Origin of the sequence: Paenibacillus bouchesdurhonensis (genome assembly GCF_900155685.1) — a bacterium.
Taxonomy (GTDB): domain Bacteria; phylum Bacillota; class Bacilli; order Paenibacillales; family Paenibacillaceae; genus Fontibacillus; species Fontibacillus bouchesdurhonensis.
The window spans coordinates 3,004,297-3,021,738 of record NZ_LT732548.1; the positions used below are offsets into that span (position 1 = coordinate 3,004,297).

Here is a 17,442-nt window from a genome sequence, read left to right on the forward strand (position 1 = left end):
GTCAATGGAAAAACAGGATACTTATCAAAGCTGTCGAGAAATCTCGGCAGCTTATTTAATTATAAATTTCTTCTTCAGTCATCATCAGAAAAAGAAATTAAAAAGCAGGGAAAACTATGCTATAATAAGTACGCCAAACACGTATTTTGCGCACTTTTGTTTTAAAACGATTTGTTTCTTTAAAGCTTGCCAGTTTGTCTAGCAAAATCACCGCCAAAATATACTAAAAACAGGAAATCGCATGAATGATAAGAGGGATTGCATTGACTACTAAATATTACATAGAAGAAATTTATTCAGAACCGCTTCAAGCATTTACGATTTGGATGAAGCAATCGGGATACACGGAAGCGACGAGAAAAGAATACCTAAGAGAAATATATGGTTATTTATTCTCTTTAGATGAACTGCCGGTACAGCAAGCGGGGAAATTAAATGTCGTTAGCTTTCTGGTATCTAAACAAAAATCGGCTGGCGACAAGACGAGGAATCGGACGCTATCCGCAATTCGTTCGTTTTATGCGTCCTTGATCGATTTTGAACTGGCTACGAGAAACCCTGCATTAGAGGTCAAGAAATCGAAAACGGAGAAAAATAAAATTCCAGTCTATTTAGAGGAGCAGGAGCTCAAGAAGGTACTCCATTATGTCAACGGTCGTTACAGGGATAGAAATTTAGCTATTTTCCTGTTAATGGGGTACTGCGGCTTGCGGGTGGGCGAGGTTCACCGCATGAATCTGTCTCATTTCAAAAGAGATAAGGGGACGCTAGAAGTGCTAGGCAAAGGGAGGAAATGGAATGAGATTCCGTTGCCTGAGTTAGTCGTAGATTATCTCGCGAAAGTAGAGGAAGGGCGCATTCAGCCTTATAGCGTGAAAGAGGAGGCCTTCTTCGTATCCCAGAAGGGAAGACGACTATCAATTCGTCAAATTCAGAAAATTGCTGCGGAGGTATTTAACGCCTTCAAGCAGGATCATCCGCAGATGTCCGATATGAAATTATCCTGCCACAAGCTAAGACACTCCTTTGCCACGATGCTGCTGAGCAATAATGTTGATATTCGTGTCGTAAAGGAACTGCTCGGTCACGCCTCCATCGAAACGACGATGATCTATACGCATATCAATGATGAGCAAAAGCGCAGCGCCATGACAACAATTGAGGTACCGAAGTTGTGAGAGGGATTCAGCATGAGCACAAGCTATAAAGCTCCAAACGACAAAAATCCCACGCAGCGTGGGATTTTTAAATTCGTCGTATTTTTATTCTTCAACAGGTCTTTTTACTTGGAGAGGAGGGGGGATCAACCAGCCCTTTTCTTTGTTCATTTGAAGAATTCGCAAGCCCAAGGCAGCTTTAGTAAGGTGATATTTGCCAAATAATGCGCCTATATCTTCTCTTATGGATTGCCCCATGACCGAACTGCATGCCGTAAGAGCAAGTGCGTTTTCGGCCGCAATTTTCGCTGCGATCTCGGGATCTGTAAACCTTGCTCCGGCTGGGATATCCTCTAGCTTAACTGGGGGTCTTTCCGGCAATACAGGTGCGGGTGCAATGCCATTATCGGTAAGCAAGGTATCGCATTCTTTAATCTCTAACTTAGCCTGTTCAATCAGAGCTTCGAGGATTTTTTTCAGATCCTGGTCACCAGCATGGTTGAGGAATGCCTGGTAACAAGAAACCGTGCCCTTAGCAACCATGGATGCTTGCCATACGCTGAAGATTTCGCCATAATGCATAGGTTCGTCTTTTGGATTACCGCTTAAAATACCCATGTAGTTATTCTCTCTCCTTTTATTATATTCTCCGTCATTATTTACTTATTGCTTATGATTTATGCTGTCTTACCTGAGATAAAGTAATCTCATCTATAGGTAATTTCCGCCTGGCTCCTACGCGAATTGTTAAAATCTCTAACGGCTAAACGCCAAGCCGCAACGGAGGAGAATTGCAGGTCGTAGCACCGCCTGAAGGATTTCCTTTGCGAACTTGCCTGAACTCCGGAATGAGCATAGCCCAGGTCTCCATGATTTGAATGCGTGAAGTGTTAACTAAAAAACCTCGTGATCCCATTTGCAGGATTACGAGGTTTTTTTCTACGTAGGTTGTCATTTGGTATTATTGCTCAGTAATCTTAATTTCTTTAATCTGAACAGTCTCTGTCGGTGAGCTCGGCTCGCCGGTGAAGGGGTTGGCTTGAACTGGTGTAGCAGCAATATCTTTAACGACATCCATGCCGTCCGTAACTTTGCCAAAAATGGTGTAATTCGGAGAATTATTTAGGCCGACACTATCCTCCCCCGTGCAGATAAAGAATTGGCTGCCATTCGTATTTGGCCCTGCGTTAGCCATGGCTACGATTCCGGGCTCGTACTGATAATTCGTCTGCTCATCTTCGAATCGGTACCCGGGGCCACCAGCACCGGTTCCCTCCGGGTCACCGGTCTGAATCATGAAAGACTCTATGATGCGGTGGAAGATGACGTCATTATAGAAGCCTTGCTTCGACAGAAATACGAAGTTATTGACGGTCTTAGGAGCATCCTTGGCAAAGAGCTCAATAGTAAAGTTTCCCTTCGACGTCGTAAATTCCGCGGTGTACGATTTGCTGGTGTCGATCTCCATAGCAGGAGGGTTGTCCCAACTCATGACTTCTTTCTGCGGCTCAGGTTCGGATTCTGGTTCAACCTGCTCCGCCGTATTTCCAGGCGTTTGATTGTTTGCCGGTTCTTCCTTTGTTTCGCTGTTCTTGCCACAGCCGCTAATTATCAGCATGGCAGAAATCAGCAGAATAAAGGGTACTAACAATTTCTTTTTTCTCATAATTGCTCGTCCAGCTCCTTTTTTACAAATCTTGTTTTATCATACCTACTTTTCGTGGAAAATGCCAGTTTGGCATATTCTCACAAAATGTCTTAATAAACATAGGGAAAAATTCAAATAAAGACATCTGGAATATCTTTACAAAAGCAAGCAACAGCCTCCAAAGCTGCAGCACTGCATCGCATGTTCTTGAAAAAGACAGTATACTAGAAGTAGCCCATCGTTTGGCATGATGCAATAAATGTGAATTTTAAGGAGATACCATGATTAAAACCATTTCAGATATTGCCGCGATCGCAGGAGTGGCCAAGAGTACCGTCTCCCGGTATTTAAACGGAGGATCCGTCAGCCAAGCGACACGGCAGCGCATAGAAAAAGTTATCAAGGAGCATCAGTATGTCCCCAACACATTCGCCCAAAGCTTAAAAGCGAGAAAAACCAATTTTATCGGGACTGTAGTGCCGCGCCTGGATTCATTTGCTTCCTCTCAAACGTTAATGGGGATCGATGAACAGTTGCGGGAAGCAAATTTCCAGATGCTCATTTCTAACACGAGCCAGGATATGAAACGTGAAATCGAAGCCATTTACGATTTTGCCAGACAGAAGGTTTCCGGTATAATTCTACTTGCAGCTCAGGTGCATGAAGACCATTTAAAAGCGGCGGATGAGATCAATATCCCGATTCTACTGCTGGGTCAAGAGAACGCTCATCTTCATAGTTTAATCCACGACGACTACCATGCCGGGTACGAAATGGGAATGCATATTCTGGAAATGGGTCATCGAAATATCGCTTATTTAGGCGTGACAGAGCAGGATATTGCCGTTGGAATTCGGAGAAAAGAAGGGTTTAAAAAGAGCTTGGAGGGTACGGATTGTTCGATTTCCTATTATGAAACGGGCTTTAAAATGACCGATGCAATGGAGACGGCAACCCAACTGCTCGAAGATATCTCGCCCTCGATCATCGTTTGTGCAACCGACAATATTGCTTTAGGAGTCATGAAGGCGGCATATCTCAAGCAAATTGTCATTCCTGAGGAATTGTCCGTCACAGGTTTCGGGGGATATGATGTCACCGAAATCATTCATCCTACTTTGACTACCATTCGATTTTTCTATAAGGAAGCAGGGAAGCTGGCTGCTAATAATATTATTAAGCTTGTGCGGGAGGAGCATATTGATCCCGTGACCATCATGGATTTCGAACTGTTAAAACGAGAAAGCGTTGACAAACGCTAGATCTTTGTATTATAATTCGAAACAAAATAAGGTTCCATAATTCTACGCTTCAAGCCATTGAGTTATGGAACTAATTTTAGAACCGTATTGGAACCGGTTCCTTTTTTTAAAGGTGATTTGGAACCGGTTCTAATGCCTTAAATGACTAATAAACGGAGATTATCAACCATGACATTATCAAGAGAGCAAAAGTACAGGAAATTGGATCAGGCAACGCCTGAAGAGCTGGAACAGCTTAGGGAGCAAGTAGCTCATTGTCCGTGGAGACAATCTTTTCATATTCAACCTCCATACGGACTGTTGAATGATCCCAACGGATTTGCATTCTATGACGGAGAATACCACTTGTTCTATCAGTGGTTTCCGTTAGGGACATTTCATGGTATGAAGTATTGGTATCATACCAAATCCAAAGATCTTGCACGCTGGGAAAATATTGGGATTGGGATTGAGCCCGGCGACCCGCAAGATTCTCATGGAGCCTATTCAGGAAGCGGGATTGTCAAAGACGGTGAGCTATATTTAATGTATACGGGAAATACAAGAAATGAGGCGTGGGTCAGACTTCCTTATCAGAACCTAGCTGTTATGAGTCGCGATGGCAGCATTGCAAAGAGAAGCAAGCCGGTGATCACCGCGGTTCCTGATGGTTATACCGAGCACTTCCGAGATCCAAAGGTTTGGAGAGCTGATGGGAAATATTATTGCGTTATAGGAGCTCAGCGTACGAATGGCACCGGATGTGCCGTTTTGTACCAATCGCAAGACCTGCTTACATGGAGCTTTCTGGGTGAAATCTCTACCCAACTGAATGATTTCGGATATATGTGGGAATGCCCGGATTACTTTGAGCTGGATCAGCAGGGGGTATTGCTATTTTGTCCGCAGGGTTTATCACCTAAAGGTGACAGCTTCCAAAATGTTTATCAATCCGGATATGTGGTCGGTAAGCCGCTTGATGTCCGTACGGGTAGGCTTGATCACGAACCATTCCGGGAGCTGGACAGAGGTTTTGACTTCTATGCTCCCCAAACGACGGCAGCGCCCGACGGGCGGAGAATTCTCGTAGCTTGGATGGGTCTTCCCGATATCGGGTATCCGACAGATCGCCATGGATGGGCGCATTGCTTAACCTTGCCGAGGGAGTTGAAGCTGCGTGACGGGAAGATTATTCAGCGGCCGGTTAAGGAGCTGGAGAAGCTGCGCAAAGATGAGGTAACGGCACAAGCGGTTTTACGAAGCGAAACAAAGAGCTTTACCGGTCTTCAGGGAACCAACTATGAGCTGGTTTGCGAATTTTCCGAGGCGGATGCCGAGCGTTTCGGCATTGAATTTCGTGCCGGGAGCACAGAAAGGACAGCTCTAACGTATGACCGGAACGCCAAGAAGATTATCCTCGATCGCTCCCTATCCGGACAAACCATCGAATCCGAATATGGCAGTGAACGGCGCTGCAGCCTCGACGCAGAGACAATTAAGTTTCAGCTTTTCGTCGATGCATCTTCGGTGGAGATCTTTGTTAATGACGGAGAAGAGGTATTTACGAGTCGTATCTTCCCAAGCGAGGATAGTACGCAAATCCGCTTTTTTGCCCACGGGGGAAGCGCCGCCTGCCGGGCATCCCTGTGGAGGATATAATTTTCTAAATAACAATTCTAATAGATTCAGGATGGTGACAGCGTGGGACAATTATTTGCAATCGGTGAACTACTCATTGATTTTATTCCATTGGAAAAAGGGAGTGCTTTAAAAGACGTGCTCACCTTTGAGCGTGCAGCTGGAGGGGCGCCGGCAAACGTTGCGGCAGCCGTATCCAGGCTAGGCGGAAACGCCGCGATGCTTACAAAGCTGGGAAAGGATGCTTTCGGAGACTATCTGATCGAGCAATTAGCGTCGGCTGGAGTTCATACAGGATTCATCCAACGGACGACAGAGGCCAATACCGGATTGGCATTTGTATCGTTGCAGGAGGATGGGGAAAGGGATTTTTCATTTTACCGCAATCCATCATCCGATTTGCTTCTTTCCGAAGCTGAAATTGAGCCGACCATTTTTCAAACGGATGATATTTTACATTTCGGTTCGGTCGATTTAGTGGAAAGTCCAATGAAACAGGCCCATTTGAAAGCGATTCATAGCGTAGAGAGACAGGGCGGGCTGATTAGCTTTGATCCGAATGTCAGACTTCCTTTATGGACGAGTCCAGATGAGTGCCGGAAGACGATTCAGGCTTTTATTCCAACCGCTCATATATTAAAGATTTCCGAGGATGAGCTTGAATTTATTACGGGCATTCCATCATCGGAGAAAGCGATCGCAGCTTTATTTAAAGGCAATGTTAAAGCTGTCGTCTATACTAGAGGAAAGAATGGTGCGGATTTATATCTTTCGCCGGAGGAGAAATATCAAAGCCAAGGGTTTAACGTGGAAGTGCAGGATACAACCGGGGCTGGAGATGCTTTCGTAGGAGGTCTTCTATATCAGTTATTGGATAAAAAAGCTACGCAAGAGAACGTGACGGGGCTTCTGCGAAGAAATCATCATGAAATTATGCAGTTTGCCAACGCAACCGGGGCTATAACGACGATGAAAAAAGGCGCGATCCCGGCTCTTCCAAATCAAATGGACGTGCAAAGGTTTATACAACAGGAATCGAATGAAGGGATGATTACGGATGTCTGAAAATCGTGATATTGCAAAACAGGTCGTGGAAGCCATAGGCGGCAAGGGAAATATAGCTTCTTTTGCACATTGTGCTACGCGATTAAGGATTATGGTTCATGATCAAGGTTTGATTGATCAGGACCGCGTGGAGAACATAGATAAGGTAAAGGGCGCTTTCTTAAACTCCGGCCAGTACCAGATCATATTTGGAACCGGTACCGTCAACCGTATATATGAAGAGGTGGAGAGGCTCGGGATCACTGGAACAACAAAAGAAGATGTCAAAAGTCAGAGTAAGAAACACGGAAATCCATTTCAAAGAGCAATTCGCACATTCGGAGATGTGTTTGTTCCGATCATTCCCGTGCTGGTGGCTACAGGATTATTTATGGGGCTGCGGGGATTACTTACCCAGCCGCAAATTTTATCACTTTTCGGCATGACCGCGGCTGATATACCGGCTAATTTCCTGTTGTTTACACAAGTATTAACCGACACGGCATTTGCCTTCTTACCAGCACTTGTGGCGTGGTCCGCCTTCCGCGTGTTCGGGGGCAGCCCGGTTCTCGGCATCGTGCTTGGGTTAATGCTGGTCAATCCCGCTTTGCCAAACGCATACAGCGTGGCTAATGGCTCGGCCGAAGCCCTGACAATGCTCGGATTTATCCCTGTCGTCGGATATCAGGGTTCCGTGCTGCCTGCATTTTTCGTGGGACTCCTCGGAGCCAAATTCGAGAAAATGTTGCGAAAGCGCGTGCCTGAAGCATTGGATTTGATTTTGACACCATTTATTACGCTGCTGGTTATGATTACCCTTGGACTATTTGTGATCGGACCGATATTCCATTCCTTCGAAGAATGGGTATTGCATGGAACCACCTTTATATTAGGTCTCCCATTTGGGATCGCGGGCTTAGTTATCGGTTTCTTCAACCAGATTATCGTTGTCACCGGGGTGCATCATATTTTCAACTTCCTGGAGATTCAACTGCTGGAGCAGCTTGGCAATAATCCTTTCAATGCGATAGTTACTTCTGCTATGGCAGCACAAGGCGCTGCGTGTCTAGCGGTTGGCTTGAAGACCAAAAATGTGAAGCTAAAAGCTTTGGCTTTGCCATCCTCATTCTCAGCTTTCTTAGGGATTACCGAGCCGGCGATCTTCGGGGTCAACTTACGTTATATGAAGCCTTTCATCATGGGATTGATAGGCGGAGCCATTGGAGGCTTTCTCGCGTCCATATTCGGTCTTGCAGCGACGGGAATGGCCGTTACCGTCATTCCAGGTACGCTTCTTTACTTGAACAGTCAGCTTCCTCTATATATTCTATGTAATGTGATTGCTATGGCCGTTGCTTTCATACTGACCTGGTTGTTTGGATACAAGGACAAAATGACCGAGGAACTTCAAGCTGCTCCGGCAGCATCTCAAGGTTCGGCCAGTACGCAAGCAGGATCAACGACTTCAGGGGCTGTAACTGAGGCTGTAACTGCGGAAGCTAACAAGACATCTGTAGATGAAGCAGCATTGAGCATGCAAATTCCATCTCCTGTTGCGGGAAAAGTATTGCCTTTGGAAGAGGTACCTGATCCGGCCTTTGCACAAAAGCATATGGGCGATGGATTTGCAATTGAGCCGACGGATGGCAAAGTCGTGGCTCCTTTTGATGGCGTGGTCGCTCACCTTATGGATAAGAGCAAGCACGCAGTAATTCTTGTGCACGAGAACGGCCTGCAGCTGTTGATTCATGTGGGGATCAATACGGTCTCCCTCAAAGGCGCTGGATTTAAAACGCATGTACAAACGGGCGATGCCGTGAAGGCAGGACAGCTGTTAATCGAGTTCGACCTTGATACGATCAGGGATGCAGGATTAACCACGATTACACCGGTTATTGTTCCGGCCGATGCGGAACAAGTAGCAGAAGTGGTTATGAATGAAAACCGACAGCCGGTGACTGCCAATAAGGACGCGGTGATGACCGTCCACTTTAAAACAGATTAAATTACCCATTCAACCAGTGCTGGAAAGCGCTGGTCTTTTCATTTTTGCCTATGATCAAGATTCACAAGTTTGGTATTTATGTATAGAGATTAGCGCATGAGGAGAACTTAGAAGATAACTTTTAGATTTGCGAAAGGGCTGGATGGATTGGATTTTTTTCATAGTAAAGAATCGTTGACAGCGCTTGAATGGATTTTAAGAGGTGTTGTCAGTTTTGTGTTTTTAATCGTGGTAAGTAAGTTGATGGGCCAGCGGTCCATATCACAATTAAGATTTCTTGATTTCATCATCGCTCTGACCCTAGGCAATATTATAGCTCACCCGCTTTCCGATGAGGAATTGGGATTAAAAGGATCTATGATTACCACCATTGTTTTAATCATGTTATATGTTATAGCTACCTGGTTAGGCCTAAAATGGCCTATTTTCAAGCGATATCTGGATCCATCACCAATCACGCTCATTAAAAATGGACAAATTCAATTCCATCATTTATCTAAAGCAAGAATCTCTATTGATTTTTTATTTTCTGAGCTAAGGAAAGAAAAAGTAGAGGATATCCAAAAAGTATCGCTTGCATTATGGGAGCCGGGTGGAACAATATCCGTATTTATGGATACCCAATACCAACCGATTACACCCGCAGATATGAAGCTAGAGACTCAGCCGTTTACTATTACAAGGCCGATCATTATAGAAGGAAAAATCGATATGTCTCTTCTTCAGGAAATGGGAAAAGACCCAGGATGGCTTCACGCAAAAATAGCACCTACGAATGCTAATGTTCGCGATGTAATATTAGCAACCATTACTGGCAGTGAAAACCTGCGTGTCTACGTAGAACCAAGAAAAGACAACACTCGTGATTAAAGCCTGTCTAATAAGAAGCTCATTCTACTCCCATTTTACACAATAAACATAGGTTGATACACAGTCCATACCCACTCTTCCGGATACAATACCGTATCGTGAAAAGAGAGGAGTGGAAACTTATACCGTCCAGAATCCAAACGGTGAAATTCGGGGGAAAATCGTCAAGTAATTACGTACCTGTTGCCAAGATTTTTTTGGTAACAGGTAGTTTCATTTTTATAACAAACATACGCTAATGCAGCACTATGCTGTATAAAATTTAGATTATGGAACAGCATATACATATGCACTTTATTTGATAGGTTGGTGATCTTTATTTATACGAGGAAAAAAAGTTTGTTCCTGCTGCTCATCTTAATATTGATTATGGCAATGGGATGCCAAAAACAAAAAACAGCTTACAAAGAACCCGATTTGCTTCGAGTAAAATCCGTGACTGGCGAAGATACAAAGAAAGTCATCTTCATTATGGCCGATTCGCTTATGGCCGAAGCCATTGATAAAGGCATAGCGCAAAAAGAGCTTCCTGCCTTCGAACACCTGATTAAGCACGGGCAGTATTATAAGGATCTCGTAAGCTCTTTTCCTACAATGTCCGTAACGATTGACAGCTCCTTGCTTACAGGTGCATATCCGGACCGTCATCATATCCCGGGATTGACCTGGTATTCAACAGCGGACAAGAAGCTCATCAGTTATGGGACAGGGCCGATGGAGGTCATTAAGCTTGGCGTTGATCCGGTATTGGCGGATGCATTAATTAACCTTAACGGCAGCCACTTGAACCCTCAACTGCCTACGATTTATGAGGAATTAGCTCAGCTTGGGAAGAAGTCTGGCAGCATTAACGGTTTAATTTACCGCGGTTCTGTTCAGCATACTCTCTCCATTCCACCCTGGATGGATGCCCCAACTTCCTTACCCAAATCAATTCCGGTGAAAGGGCCGGATTATTTAGCGCTAGGTTCCTTGTCCGATCCGCTAGCAGGCATAGAAAATCTTCCTGATGGCTTGACCCGCCGCCTGGGCATAAATAATCAATACTCGATATTAACCGCTAATTATTTAATCAAGGAAAATAAGCTTCCCGATTTTTTGTATGTATATCTACCTGACTTGGATAAAAAGCTGCATAAAAATGGCCCTGACGAGCTGAACGGGGTCAAGAAAACGGACAAGCAGCTGCAAGAATTATTACAAAGCTTCGGCTCGCCGGAAGAAGCATTGAAGAAAGCGATTATTGTCATTATAGGAGATAGCGGGATGACCCAAATCCTGCCCGCGGAGGATAACCCGGTTATCGACCTGCCTTCTTTGCTTAAAGAATATACCGTCTACCGCCAGGGGGAGGCCGTTACGGACGATACGGAAATCGTGCTAGCTGTTAACGAGACTATGGCTTATGTATATAATCTTAAGGCTCACAAGCTTAAAGACATTGCTAAAGTGTTAAGAGCCGAGCCCCGCATAGATTTCATTTCATGGCGAGAAGGGGAATGGATGCATGTTATGGGAGGCGATGCCTCGCAAAAGCTCAAATTTAAAGCTGAAGGGGAGCTCATGGATCCCTACGGGCAAAAATGGACGGTAGAGCAGAAGACGGAAGTATTGGATTTACAAATAAATTCTAAGCACAATACCATTAAATATGGCAAGTATCCGGATGTGCTTCGACGGTTGTATGGGGCGTTTCACTCTCATGATGGAGAATTTTTGGTAGTGACGGCGAAGCCGGGTTACGAATTAGCGGACAAGAATTCGCCGACCCATAAAGGAGGGGGAGGCCACGGTTCTATTGGATATACCGAGTCACTCGTGCCGATGATCGTAAGCGGAACGGAAGCTAAGCCGGAGCAGTTGCGAATCGTTGACCTGAAAGACTACCTGCTGAAGCTTGTGACCCAGCAGCGTGCTAATGATGAAAAAGTGCACTGACACCAAAGCATATCATCATCAAGCCAGACAGCTTGTTAATCAAGGCTAGACGGCGAGTTTTTAGCACACTGACTTTTACGAACGCAACTATCCCAACAAGAAATAACCACCAAATCATAGAACCGATGAACACTCCTCCAACCAGTAAGGGTACACTAGAAGCCGCTTGAGAGAACAGAACCCCAGAAGCTCCGAATATGCTTATAAATAAAACAATCGTCATAGGATTCGAAAGGGTAAGTAGGAATGTAACAATATACGAAGAGATGGGGCTTTGTTTAGTACAAGGCTCCTGGATTTGAACTTGACCTCCAGAGCGCATGAATTTAATGCCGAGATAACAAATGAATACAGCACCTATAGTTAAAATAATTAAATTTTCTTTAGGAAATAGTAATGCTGACTTAAAAAATTAGTGCAAATAAATAAAGGCTGATCCTTTTTATCGGATTAGCCTTTATTTGTTATTCAATCATGCGGTTATAGTGACTTTACCATCCCCCCATCTACGAGAAGCGTCTGTCCTGTCATATAGGAGTTCGATTTACGATGCGACCGTTCTCTGAGCGTTTTAAAAAGGGGGAGGGAGCAGCGAATGAGCCGAATGCGCTCATTAAGTTTTGCTGGAGCGCCTGCTCCCATGCTTCGTTCTCCATATCCTCGAACCTTCTGCTTGGAGGGCCTAATCGGGGTTGATAATTAAAGTGAATATCCTTCAAATTGCTTATATTGCTAGGAAAGAGTACATGCTTTTCAACAGAATCCGTCAATGTGTTGGTTGATATTAATTTAGATGTAATGTAATTTTTTACTAAATTCCTTTTATCTTTAAGATGAGGAATCATTTATTATGCTAAATAAGGAGGAGAAAAAGATGAAAGAAATCATCCCTGTCGCGGAAATTACAAAGTTCAGAAGCAACGTGGAGGAATTCAATCCCTATTCGTGGTATAAACAGAAGCTGCTCCATGAGCCGATCAGTTATCATAAAGAAACGAATACTTGGAATGTATTTAAATATGATGATGTAAAAAGAGTGCTCAGCGATTATGAATATTTTTCGAGCGAACGCAAGCGGACGATTATCGATGTCGGTGCAGATGCGCCGGAAGGCGCCGAAGTAGGGAAGATCGATATTATTGGCGTGGATCCTCCCGAGCATCGGAAACGCCGCGCCCTTTTATCGAGCGCTTTTACGCCTCGTAGCTTGAAACTATGGGAACCGCGCATCCATAAAATTGTCGAAGAGTTAATCGACGAAATTCCACAGGGATCGCCGATAGACATTACGGGCAGCCTGACTGCTCCGCTGCCGATTATTGTGATGTCTGAGCTGCTAGGGGTTCCTTCGGAAAACAGGGAGTTGTTCAAGCAGTGGGTGGATATTCTGTTTATGCCTTCAAGTCAGGATAACCGGGCTGCCGTCAATGAACTAAAGAACAAGGCGGCGAGGGAATATTATTCGTTCTTGCTGCCACTTATCGTAGCCAAACGTTCTAATTTGGAGGATGACATCATTTCGGATTTAATTCAGGTGGACGTGGATGGAGAAAGATTTTCCGATGATGAAATCGTACGTACGTCCATGTTTATTTTAGGTGCCGGTATTGAGACGACGAGTCATTTGCTGGCCAATACCTTTTATGCCTTTTTATACGATAATGATAAAATATACGGGGAGTTGAGGAACGAACCCCACTTGATTCCAAATACGATCGAGGAGATGCTGCGCTATCGTTTCCACATTAGCAAGATGGATCGAACAGTTAGGCAGGACAACGCTGTCTTAGGTGTGGAGCTAAAAAAAGGCGATGTAGTTGTCGCCTGGATGAGTGCAGCTAATATGGACGAAGCGATGTTCGAAAAGCCGTTTGACCTGGACATCCGCCGTCATAACAGCAAAAAACACTTAACCTTCGGGATTGGGCCGCATTTTTGTCTAGGCGCACCTTTGGCACGGTTGGAGGCCACAATTATGCTAGAGCATTTCGTGCAGAGGTTCTCCCGCATTGAGCCGGTTGCGGAATTTCATTTAGAGGAGCATCTTCAGCCTGCGGCTACCGGGCAATCCTTAGTCTATCTACCATTGGTCGCTTATACTTGAACTCGAAAACATGATTTTACTAGCAAAAGGAATATACCAAATACGCGGCAACACGCAAGAAATAAGGAGAGCTAATCATGGCGTTTGATTATCGGGACGACAAGAGAAGTATCCGGTCGAAGGAGCTCTTGAAGGAAGCATTATTCGAGCTGCTATATGAAAAAGAGTGGAGACAAATCACGATCCAGGATCTAACGAAAAAAGCGATGCTTAACCGTTCCACCTTTTATCAGCATTATGAGAACAAGTATGATTTGCTCGGTCGAAATGTTGAGGATTTATTTCATTCCTTAAAAGAAGCCGTGCTGTCCGCTAAAATTGATAACAATAGTGTGGAAACGGTCAGTTACAGTTACCTGTTGGCTTTCTATCAGCATTTGAAGGAGCAGAGCTATTATTTCAAGGTTATTTTGAATCGAGGATATGAGCTGGATATGATGGAGTTGTTCTCCGATATCGTCCAGGAGGCGATAGAACAAATCGTGGATTTGCATTTATCCATTGAGGGCGTACCTTCCGAAATTCAATGGCGCTATAGCATCGCCGCGCATTTTTCGGTAGCGAGCTGGTGGCTTCAGAATGATTTTCCGTATTCGCCAGAGTTTATGGCTGAGGCTGTGTTGAAAATGACCAAGGAAGCAAAATATCACGCCTTGTTATAGAATTAAATTATTCCCAGTTAACAGATATGAATAATTTTACCAATCTTAATAGCAAGCTGATTGATCAACCAAAGGCTCCTGTACTCGATACCGAGAAGATTTCGATCGAGAACCAGGGGTCTTTTCTGTGTTCGCAAATCGAAAGACCGTTACGGATGGGCTAGCGGCTCTGTAGAATCGGACGGAAAAGTTTTACAAACAGTTTAGCAAGCGAGTTATTCTGTATAAGGGGAACCTCATTTGGTTTACATAATATATGTTATGTTTATTTCTAATTGTGACACCACATCAAATTATCTTGTTTACAGGAATGTTATAATTAAAAACACTCATAATATTTGGGTAATTATGAGTGTTTTTGTGTTACAACCTCTTTAATTTTATTTGAGGGACGGAAAAGGATTGTATTTCTTTCTCCCTTTTAGCTTTACCTCCCTACGGCTCAAGCCCCCACACAAGCTGACCGTTCATATACCCGGTAACCTGTTCATGGTTTGCGAACTGACTGCTGGAAGCCTTGAACGAGTAATCGTCAGCCTGGTTGTAATTAGACCAGTCGGTTTTGGAGAAACGTGCTTGGATTTCTGCGCTCTGTCCAGGATTAAGCGTTCCAGCCAAGCTCGTAAAGCCAATCTCCAGAACATAGTCGGCTCCAACAACCGGAGTCGCCAGTTTCACGAAATTGCTGGTTACATTCGCACTCCCGATACTGGCCCAATCGCACCAGAAACTCTGTGTGTTTTCCCCGTCAATCGTGTAGTAATACCGAAGCTTTACATCACTTAACTGAATCGCCGAATCACCTGTGTTGACTACTTTGAATTTGGGGGAAATTCCATTGGTGGAAGTACTCGTGTTGCCGTTAAAAGCTTGAATCGTCAAGTCTCCCGCAGGTGGAGGAACAGTGCTGTCCAGTACATTTACTGTAAGAACAGCGTTATTTCCTCCGCTGAAATGAAAGGTTATCACATGCTGATCCAGCGGCAGCGTGGAAAGATAGGATTTGCTCAGAACGACAGCAGCGCTTGAAGCCGTATAATCCTGGCCGGATTGAAGTGTATAATTTCCATTCGTTATGCTTGCAAGCTGATGTCCGTTTAAGGTAAGGGATACGGTAATATCCTGTTCTAGATTCGTCGCTTTATCATAAACCGCATTCAAGGGCGAAATTCCAGCGCTCGGAGTTGAATCGACAATTTTGACTTTTAATATGGGATCTTGTCCTTGGTTAAAATCAAAAACGATGGAATGCTCGCCAACCGGCAGCCCGGCCAGAAAAGCTTTTTTTAGCGTCAGCGTACTCCCGCTCAAGGTATAATCCTGAGTCACGGTCAATGCATTAGCACCTGCTCGAAGAGCGGTTAATGTATTGCCGTTAAAATTTACGGTTATGGCTTTGTCGCTTTCATTGGAGCCATATTTGTCAAACTCAACGTTTATAGGTGAGATGGACGCGTTTGGAATTGGATTATCAACTTTTAAATCGGGCAGCTCATCCAACGTGATGACATAATCACTTTGATAGAGCGTTTTCAGAGTGGCTGGATAGTTGAAGGCAGTACTCATAAGATGCTCGCCATACCAAGGGCAGAAGTAGAGCCATCCTGACTTTTCTTCCGTCAAATTTTGTAGGCTTGGAACGGTGTCGTTCTCCGTCATGGCCACCATTTTCGTGCCGCCCGTTAAATCAACAAGCTGATAGAAAATCGAAGTAATGGCATCCTCATTGGGTACACCGGACAAACCGTCATAGCGATTGTAGATCGTATTGTATTTATCATAGCCGACTATATCCACCTGATCGTCACCGGGATACCATGCGGGAGATGTGTTATATACGTAGCTGTTGTAGGTCCAGATCAAGTTGTGCAAACCATACGTCTCGGTAAGTTCGGTATAGAGCAGATCCCACAGCTGCTTGTACACCTCCGCTCCTGCTGAAGCCCACCAGAACCAAGCGCCTTCTCCATTTAATCCTCCGTTGCCCTCCGCCTCATGATACGGACGGAAAATAACCGGCACATTGTTATCTTGCAGAATCTGCAGTTGTTCCGCTAAATCCTCAATGGTCATCATCACATACTGATATTCTTTAGTACCGGGAACCACTGCATTGGCTGTATTAAAATTGGTTTCTGTCGGCTTGTAGGTAGCGTCCTTCCAGTCCACAAACTCACCGAGCTGATAATCGGTGAAATTTCGGGGCACATTGATATGCCAACAAGCTGTCGCAATCCCGCCCCGGTTATTTACCCAATCGATCATTCGATCGGTTGTACCGTCTTCCCAACCATACAGCGGGTTATAGTTCATAAAATCGAAGCCGCGGATTGCCGGATACTTCCCGGTTAAATTGTAGATCCAATCAAACTCCAGCTCATAATTGCCGTCATTTCCGCTTCCGTAAATCTCCTGCTGACCAGATATAATATGATTGCCGTATACCTCCGTTAAATAATTCATCAAAGTCTGCGTTTCCGGTGTGGCCGCGGGATCCGTCAGGACAGGCTGCACGTCCAAGGGATCGAGATCGGCATCATCCACGGTGAAGGTGTCAAAATAAGCAAATCCCCAACCGGCCTTCAGTTCAATCGTGTTGCTCCCTTGATTCAGCTTATGGAAGCCAAAATCGAAATTCGACCACTCGGTCGTGTAAGGCAGCATATACGAGCCTTTGGTAACGCCGTTAACTGTTAAATATTGAAGCCTGCCGTCAGGACTTAACTCCTGCATATATCGAGTCAAGATCGTATACATGCCGGTTTCTGGAACAGTTACAGTGAAGGTTATTGTACCGGAATTCTGCATCCAGACAAATCCACTCCCAGAGTAACCGGGCTTCGGTTGTCCGTAAATCTGAGTCACTACTTGAAGATCGGAGGTGAGCTGAGCATTTTCGCTTTCAATCGTGAAAAGTGGGGGGGCTGCATGAATGGGCGCTGTCATCAATCCAAGGAGAAGAGTAAATGCCAGTAACATTGCGCTTGCCTTTTTGAGCAAACTTGTCATGCTTATCTTCCTTTCCATGTAAAATATGAAAACAATCGCACAATCCAACAACAAATGGATGCGCTTTCATAGTAACATATATACCATATTATGTAAATATATCGACAGTGAAAAATTTTGATAAAA

13 protein-coding genes and 1 pseudogene are annotated in these 17,442 nt (G+C 44.6%); 10 read left to right on the plus strand and 4 right to left on the minus strand.

Annotated features, from left to right (window positions below):
- Positions 1-263 precede the first annotated feature (263 nt).
- Positions 264-1,178, plus strand: coding sequence for a tyrosine-type recombinase/integrase (locus tag CZ379_RS17555; RefSeq protein ID WP_110934432.1), 915 nt, complete (start codon positions 264-266; stop codon positions 1,176-1,178).
- 84 nt (positions 1,179-1,262) lie between these two features.
- Here the strand turns inward: CZ379_RS17555 and CZ379_RS17560 are convergent, their stop codons facing one another.
- On the minus strand, positions 1,263-1,775 hold the full coding sequence (locus tag CZ379_RS17560) for a DUF3231 family protein (RefSeq protein ID WP_110932809.1): 513 nt from the start codon (positions 1,773-1,775) through the stop codon (positions 1,263-1,265).
- A gap of 101 nt (positions 1,776-1,876) precedes the next feature.
- Here CZ379_RS17560 and CZ379_RS26730 point away from each other — a divergent pair.
- Positions 1,877-2,043, plus strand: a pseudogene (locus CZ379_RS26730) (manganese catalase family protein); the annotation flags it as partial.
- Between the two features lie 75 nt (positions 2,044-2,118).
- Here CZ379_RS26730 and CZ379_RS17565 read toward each other — a convergent pair.
- Complete coding sequence (locus tag CZ379_RS17565; protein WP_110932810.1) at positions 2,119-2,823, minus strand: peptidylprolyl isomerase; 705 nt, start codon at positions 2,821-2,823, stop codon at positions 2,119-2,121.
- 263 nt (positions 2,824-3,086) lie between these two features.
- Between CZ379_RS17565 and CZ379_RS17570 the strand changes: the two genes are divergently transcribed.
- The 6 genes from CZ379_RS17570 to CZ379_RS17595 all read left to right on the plus strand — a co-directional run bounded on the left by CZ379_RS17570 (position 3,087) and on the right by CZ379_RS17595 (position 11,541).
- Positions 3,087-4,067: a LacI family DNA-binding transcriptional regulator gene (locus CZ379_RS17570; RefSeq protein WP_110932811.1), complete on the plus strand. Its 981-nt coding sequence runs from the start codon at positions 3,087-3,089 to the stop codon at positions 4,065-4,067.
- 168 nt (positions 4,068-4,235) lie between these two features.
- Positions 4,236-5,705 (plus strand): glycoside hydrolase family 32 protein, encoded by a 1,470-nt coding sequence (locus CZ379_RS17575; RefSeq protein WP_110932812.1) that lies wholly within the window; start codon positions 4,236-4,238, stop codon positions 5,703-5,705.
- A gap of 42 nt (positions 5,706-5,747) precedes the next feature.
- Positions 5,748-6,749, plus strand: coding sequence for a carbohydrate kinase family protein (locus CZ379_RS17580; RefSeq protein ID WP_110932813.1), 1,002 nt, complete (start codon positions 5,748-5,750; stop codon positions 6,747-6,749).
- Complete coding sequence (locus CZ379_RS17585; RefSeq protein WP_110932814.1) at positions 6,742-8,733, plus strand: sucrose-specific PTS transporter subunit IIBC; 1,992 nt, start codon at positions 6,742-6,744, stop codon at positions 8,731-8,733. The genes CZ379_RS17580 and CZ379_RS17585 overlap by 8 nt, the downstream gene beginning before the upstream one ends.
- Before the next feature lie 147 nt (positions 8,734-8,880).
- The gene (locus tag CZ379_RS17590; protein WP_110932815.1) at positions 8,881-9,603 is read left to right on the plus strand and encodes a DUF421 domain-containing protein; all 723 of its coding nucleotides are present in this window, start codon (positions 8,881-8,883) and stop codon (positions 9,601-9,603) included.
- Between the two features lie 435 nt (positions 9,604-10,038).
- Positions 10,039-11,541, plus strand: a complete 1,503-nt coding sequence (locus tag CZ379_RS17595; RefSeq protein WP_234404946.1) for an alkaline phosphatase family protein — start codon at positions 10,039-10,041, stop codon at positions 11,539-11,541.
- Here the strand turns inward: CZ379_RS17595 and CZ379_RS27190 are convergent.
- Positions 11,519-11,863, minus strand: a complete 345-nt coding sequence (locus CZ379_RS27190) for a LysE family translocator (RefSeq protein WP_407668677.1) — start codon at positions 11,861-11,863, stop codon at positions 11,519-11,521. The genes CZ379_RS17595 and CZ379_RS27190 overlap by 23 nt on opposite strands.
- Before the next feature lie 552 nt (positions 11,864-12,415).
- On the opposite strand from CZ379_RS27190, the gene CZ379_RS17605 reads away from it, so the two are divergent.
- On the plus strand, positions 12,416-13,645 hold the full coding sequence (locus CZ379_RS17605) for a cytochrome P450 (RefSeq protein WP_110932817.1): 1,230 nt from the start codon (positions 12,416-12,418) through the stop codon (positions 13,643-13,645).
- A 77-nt stretch (positions 13,646-13,722) separates the two neighbouring features.
- A complete protein-coding gene (locus CZ379_RS17610) occupies positions 13,723-14,307 on the plus strand; it encodes a TetR/AcrR family transcriptional regulator (protein WP_110932818.1) in 585 nt (194 codons plus the stop codon).
- 435 nt (positions 14,308-14,742) lie between these two features.
- On the opposite strand, the gene CZ379_RS17615 is transcribed toward CZ379_RS17610, so the two are convergent.
- Positions 14,743-17,316 (minus strand): glycosyl hydrolase, encoded by a 2,574-nt coding sequence (locus tag CZ379_RS17615; protein ID WP_110932819.1) that lies wholly within the window; start codon positions 17,314-17,316, stop codon positions 14,743-14,745.
- Positions 17,317-17,442 lie beyond the last annotated feature (126 nt).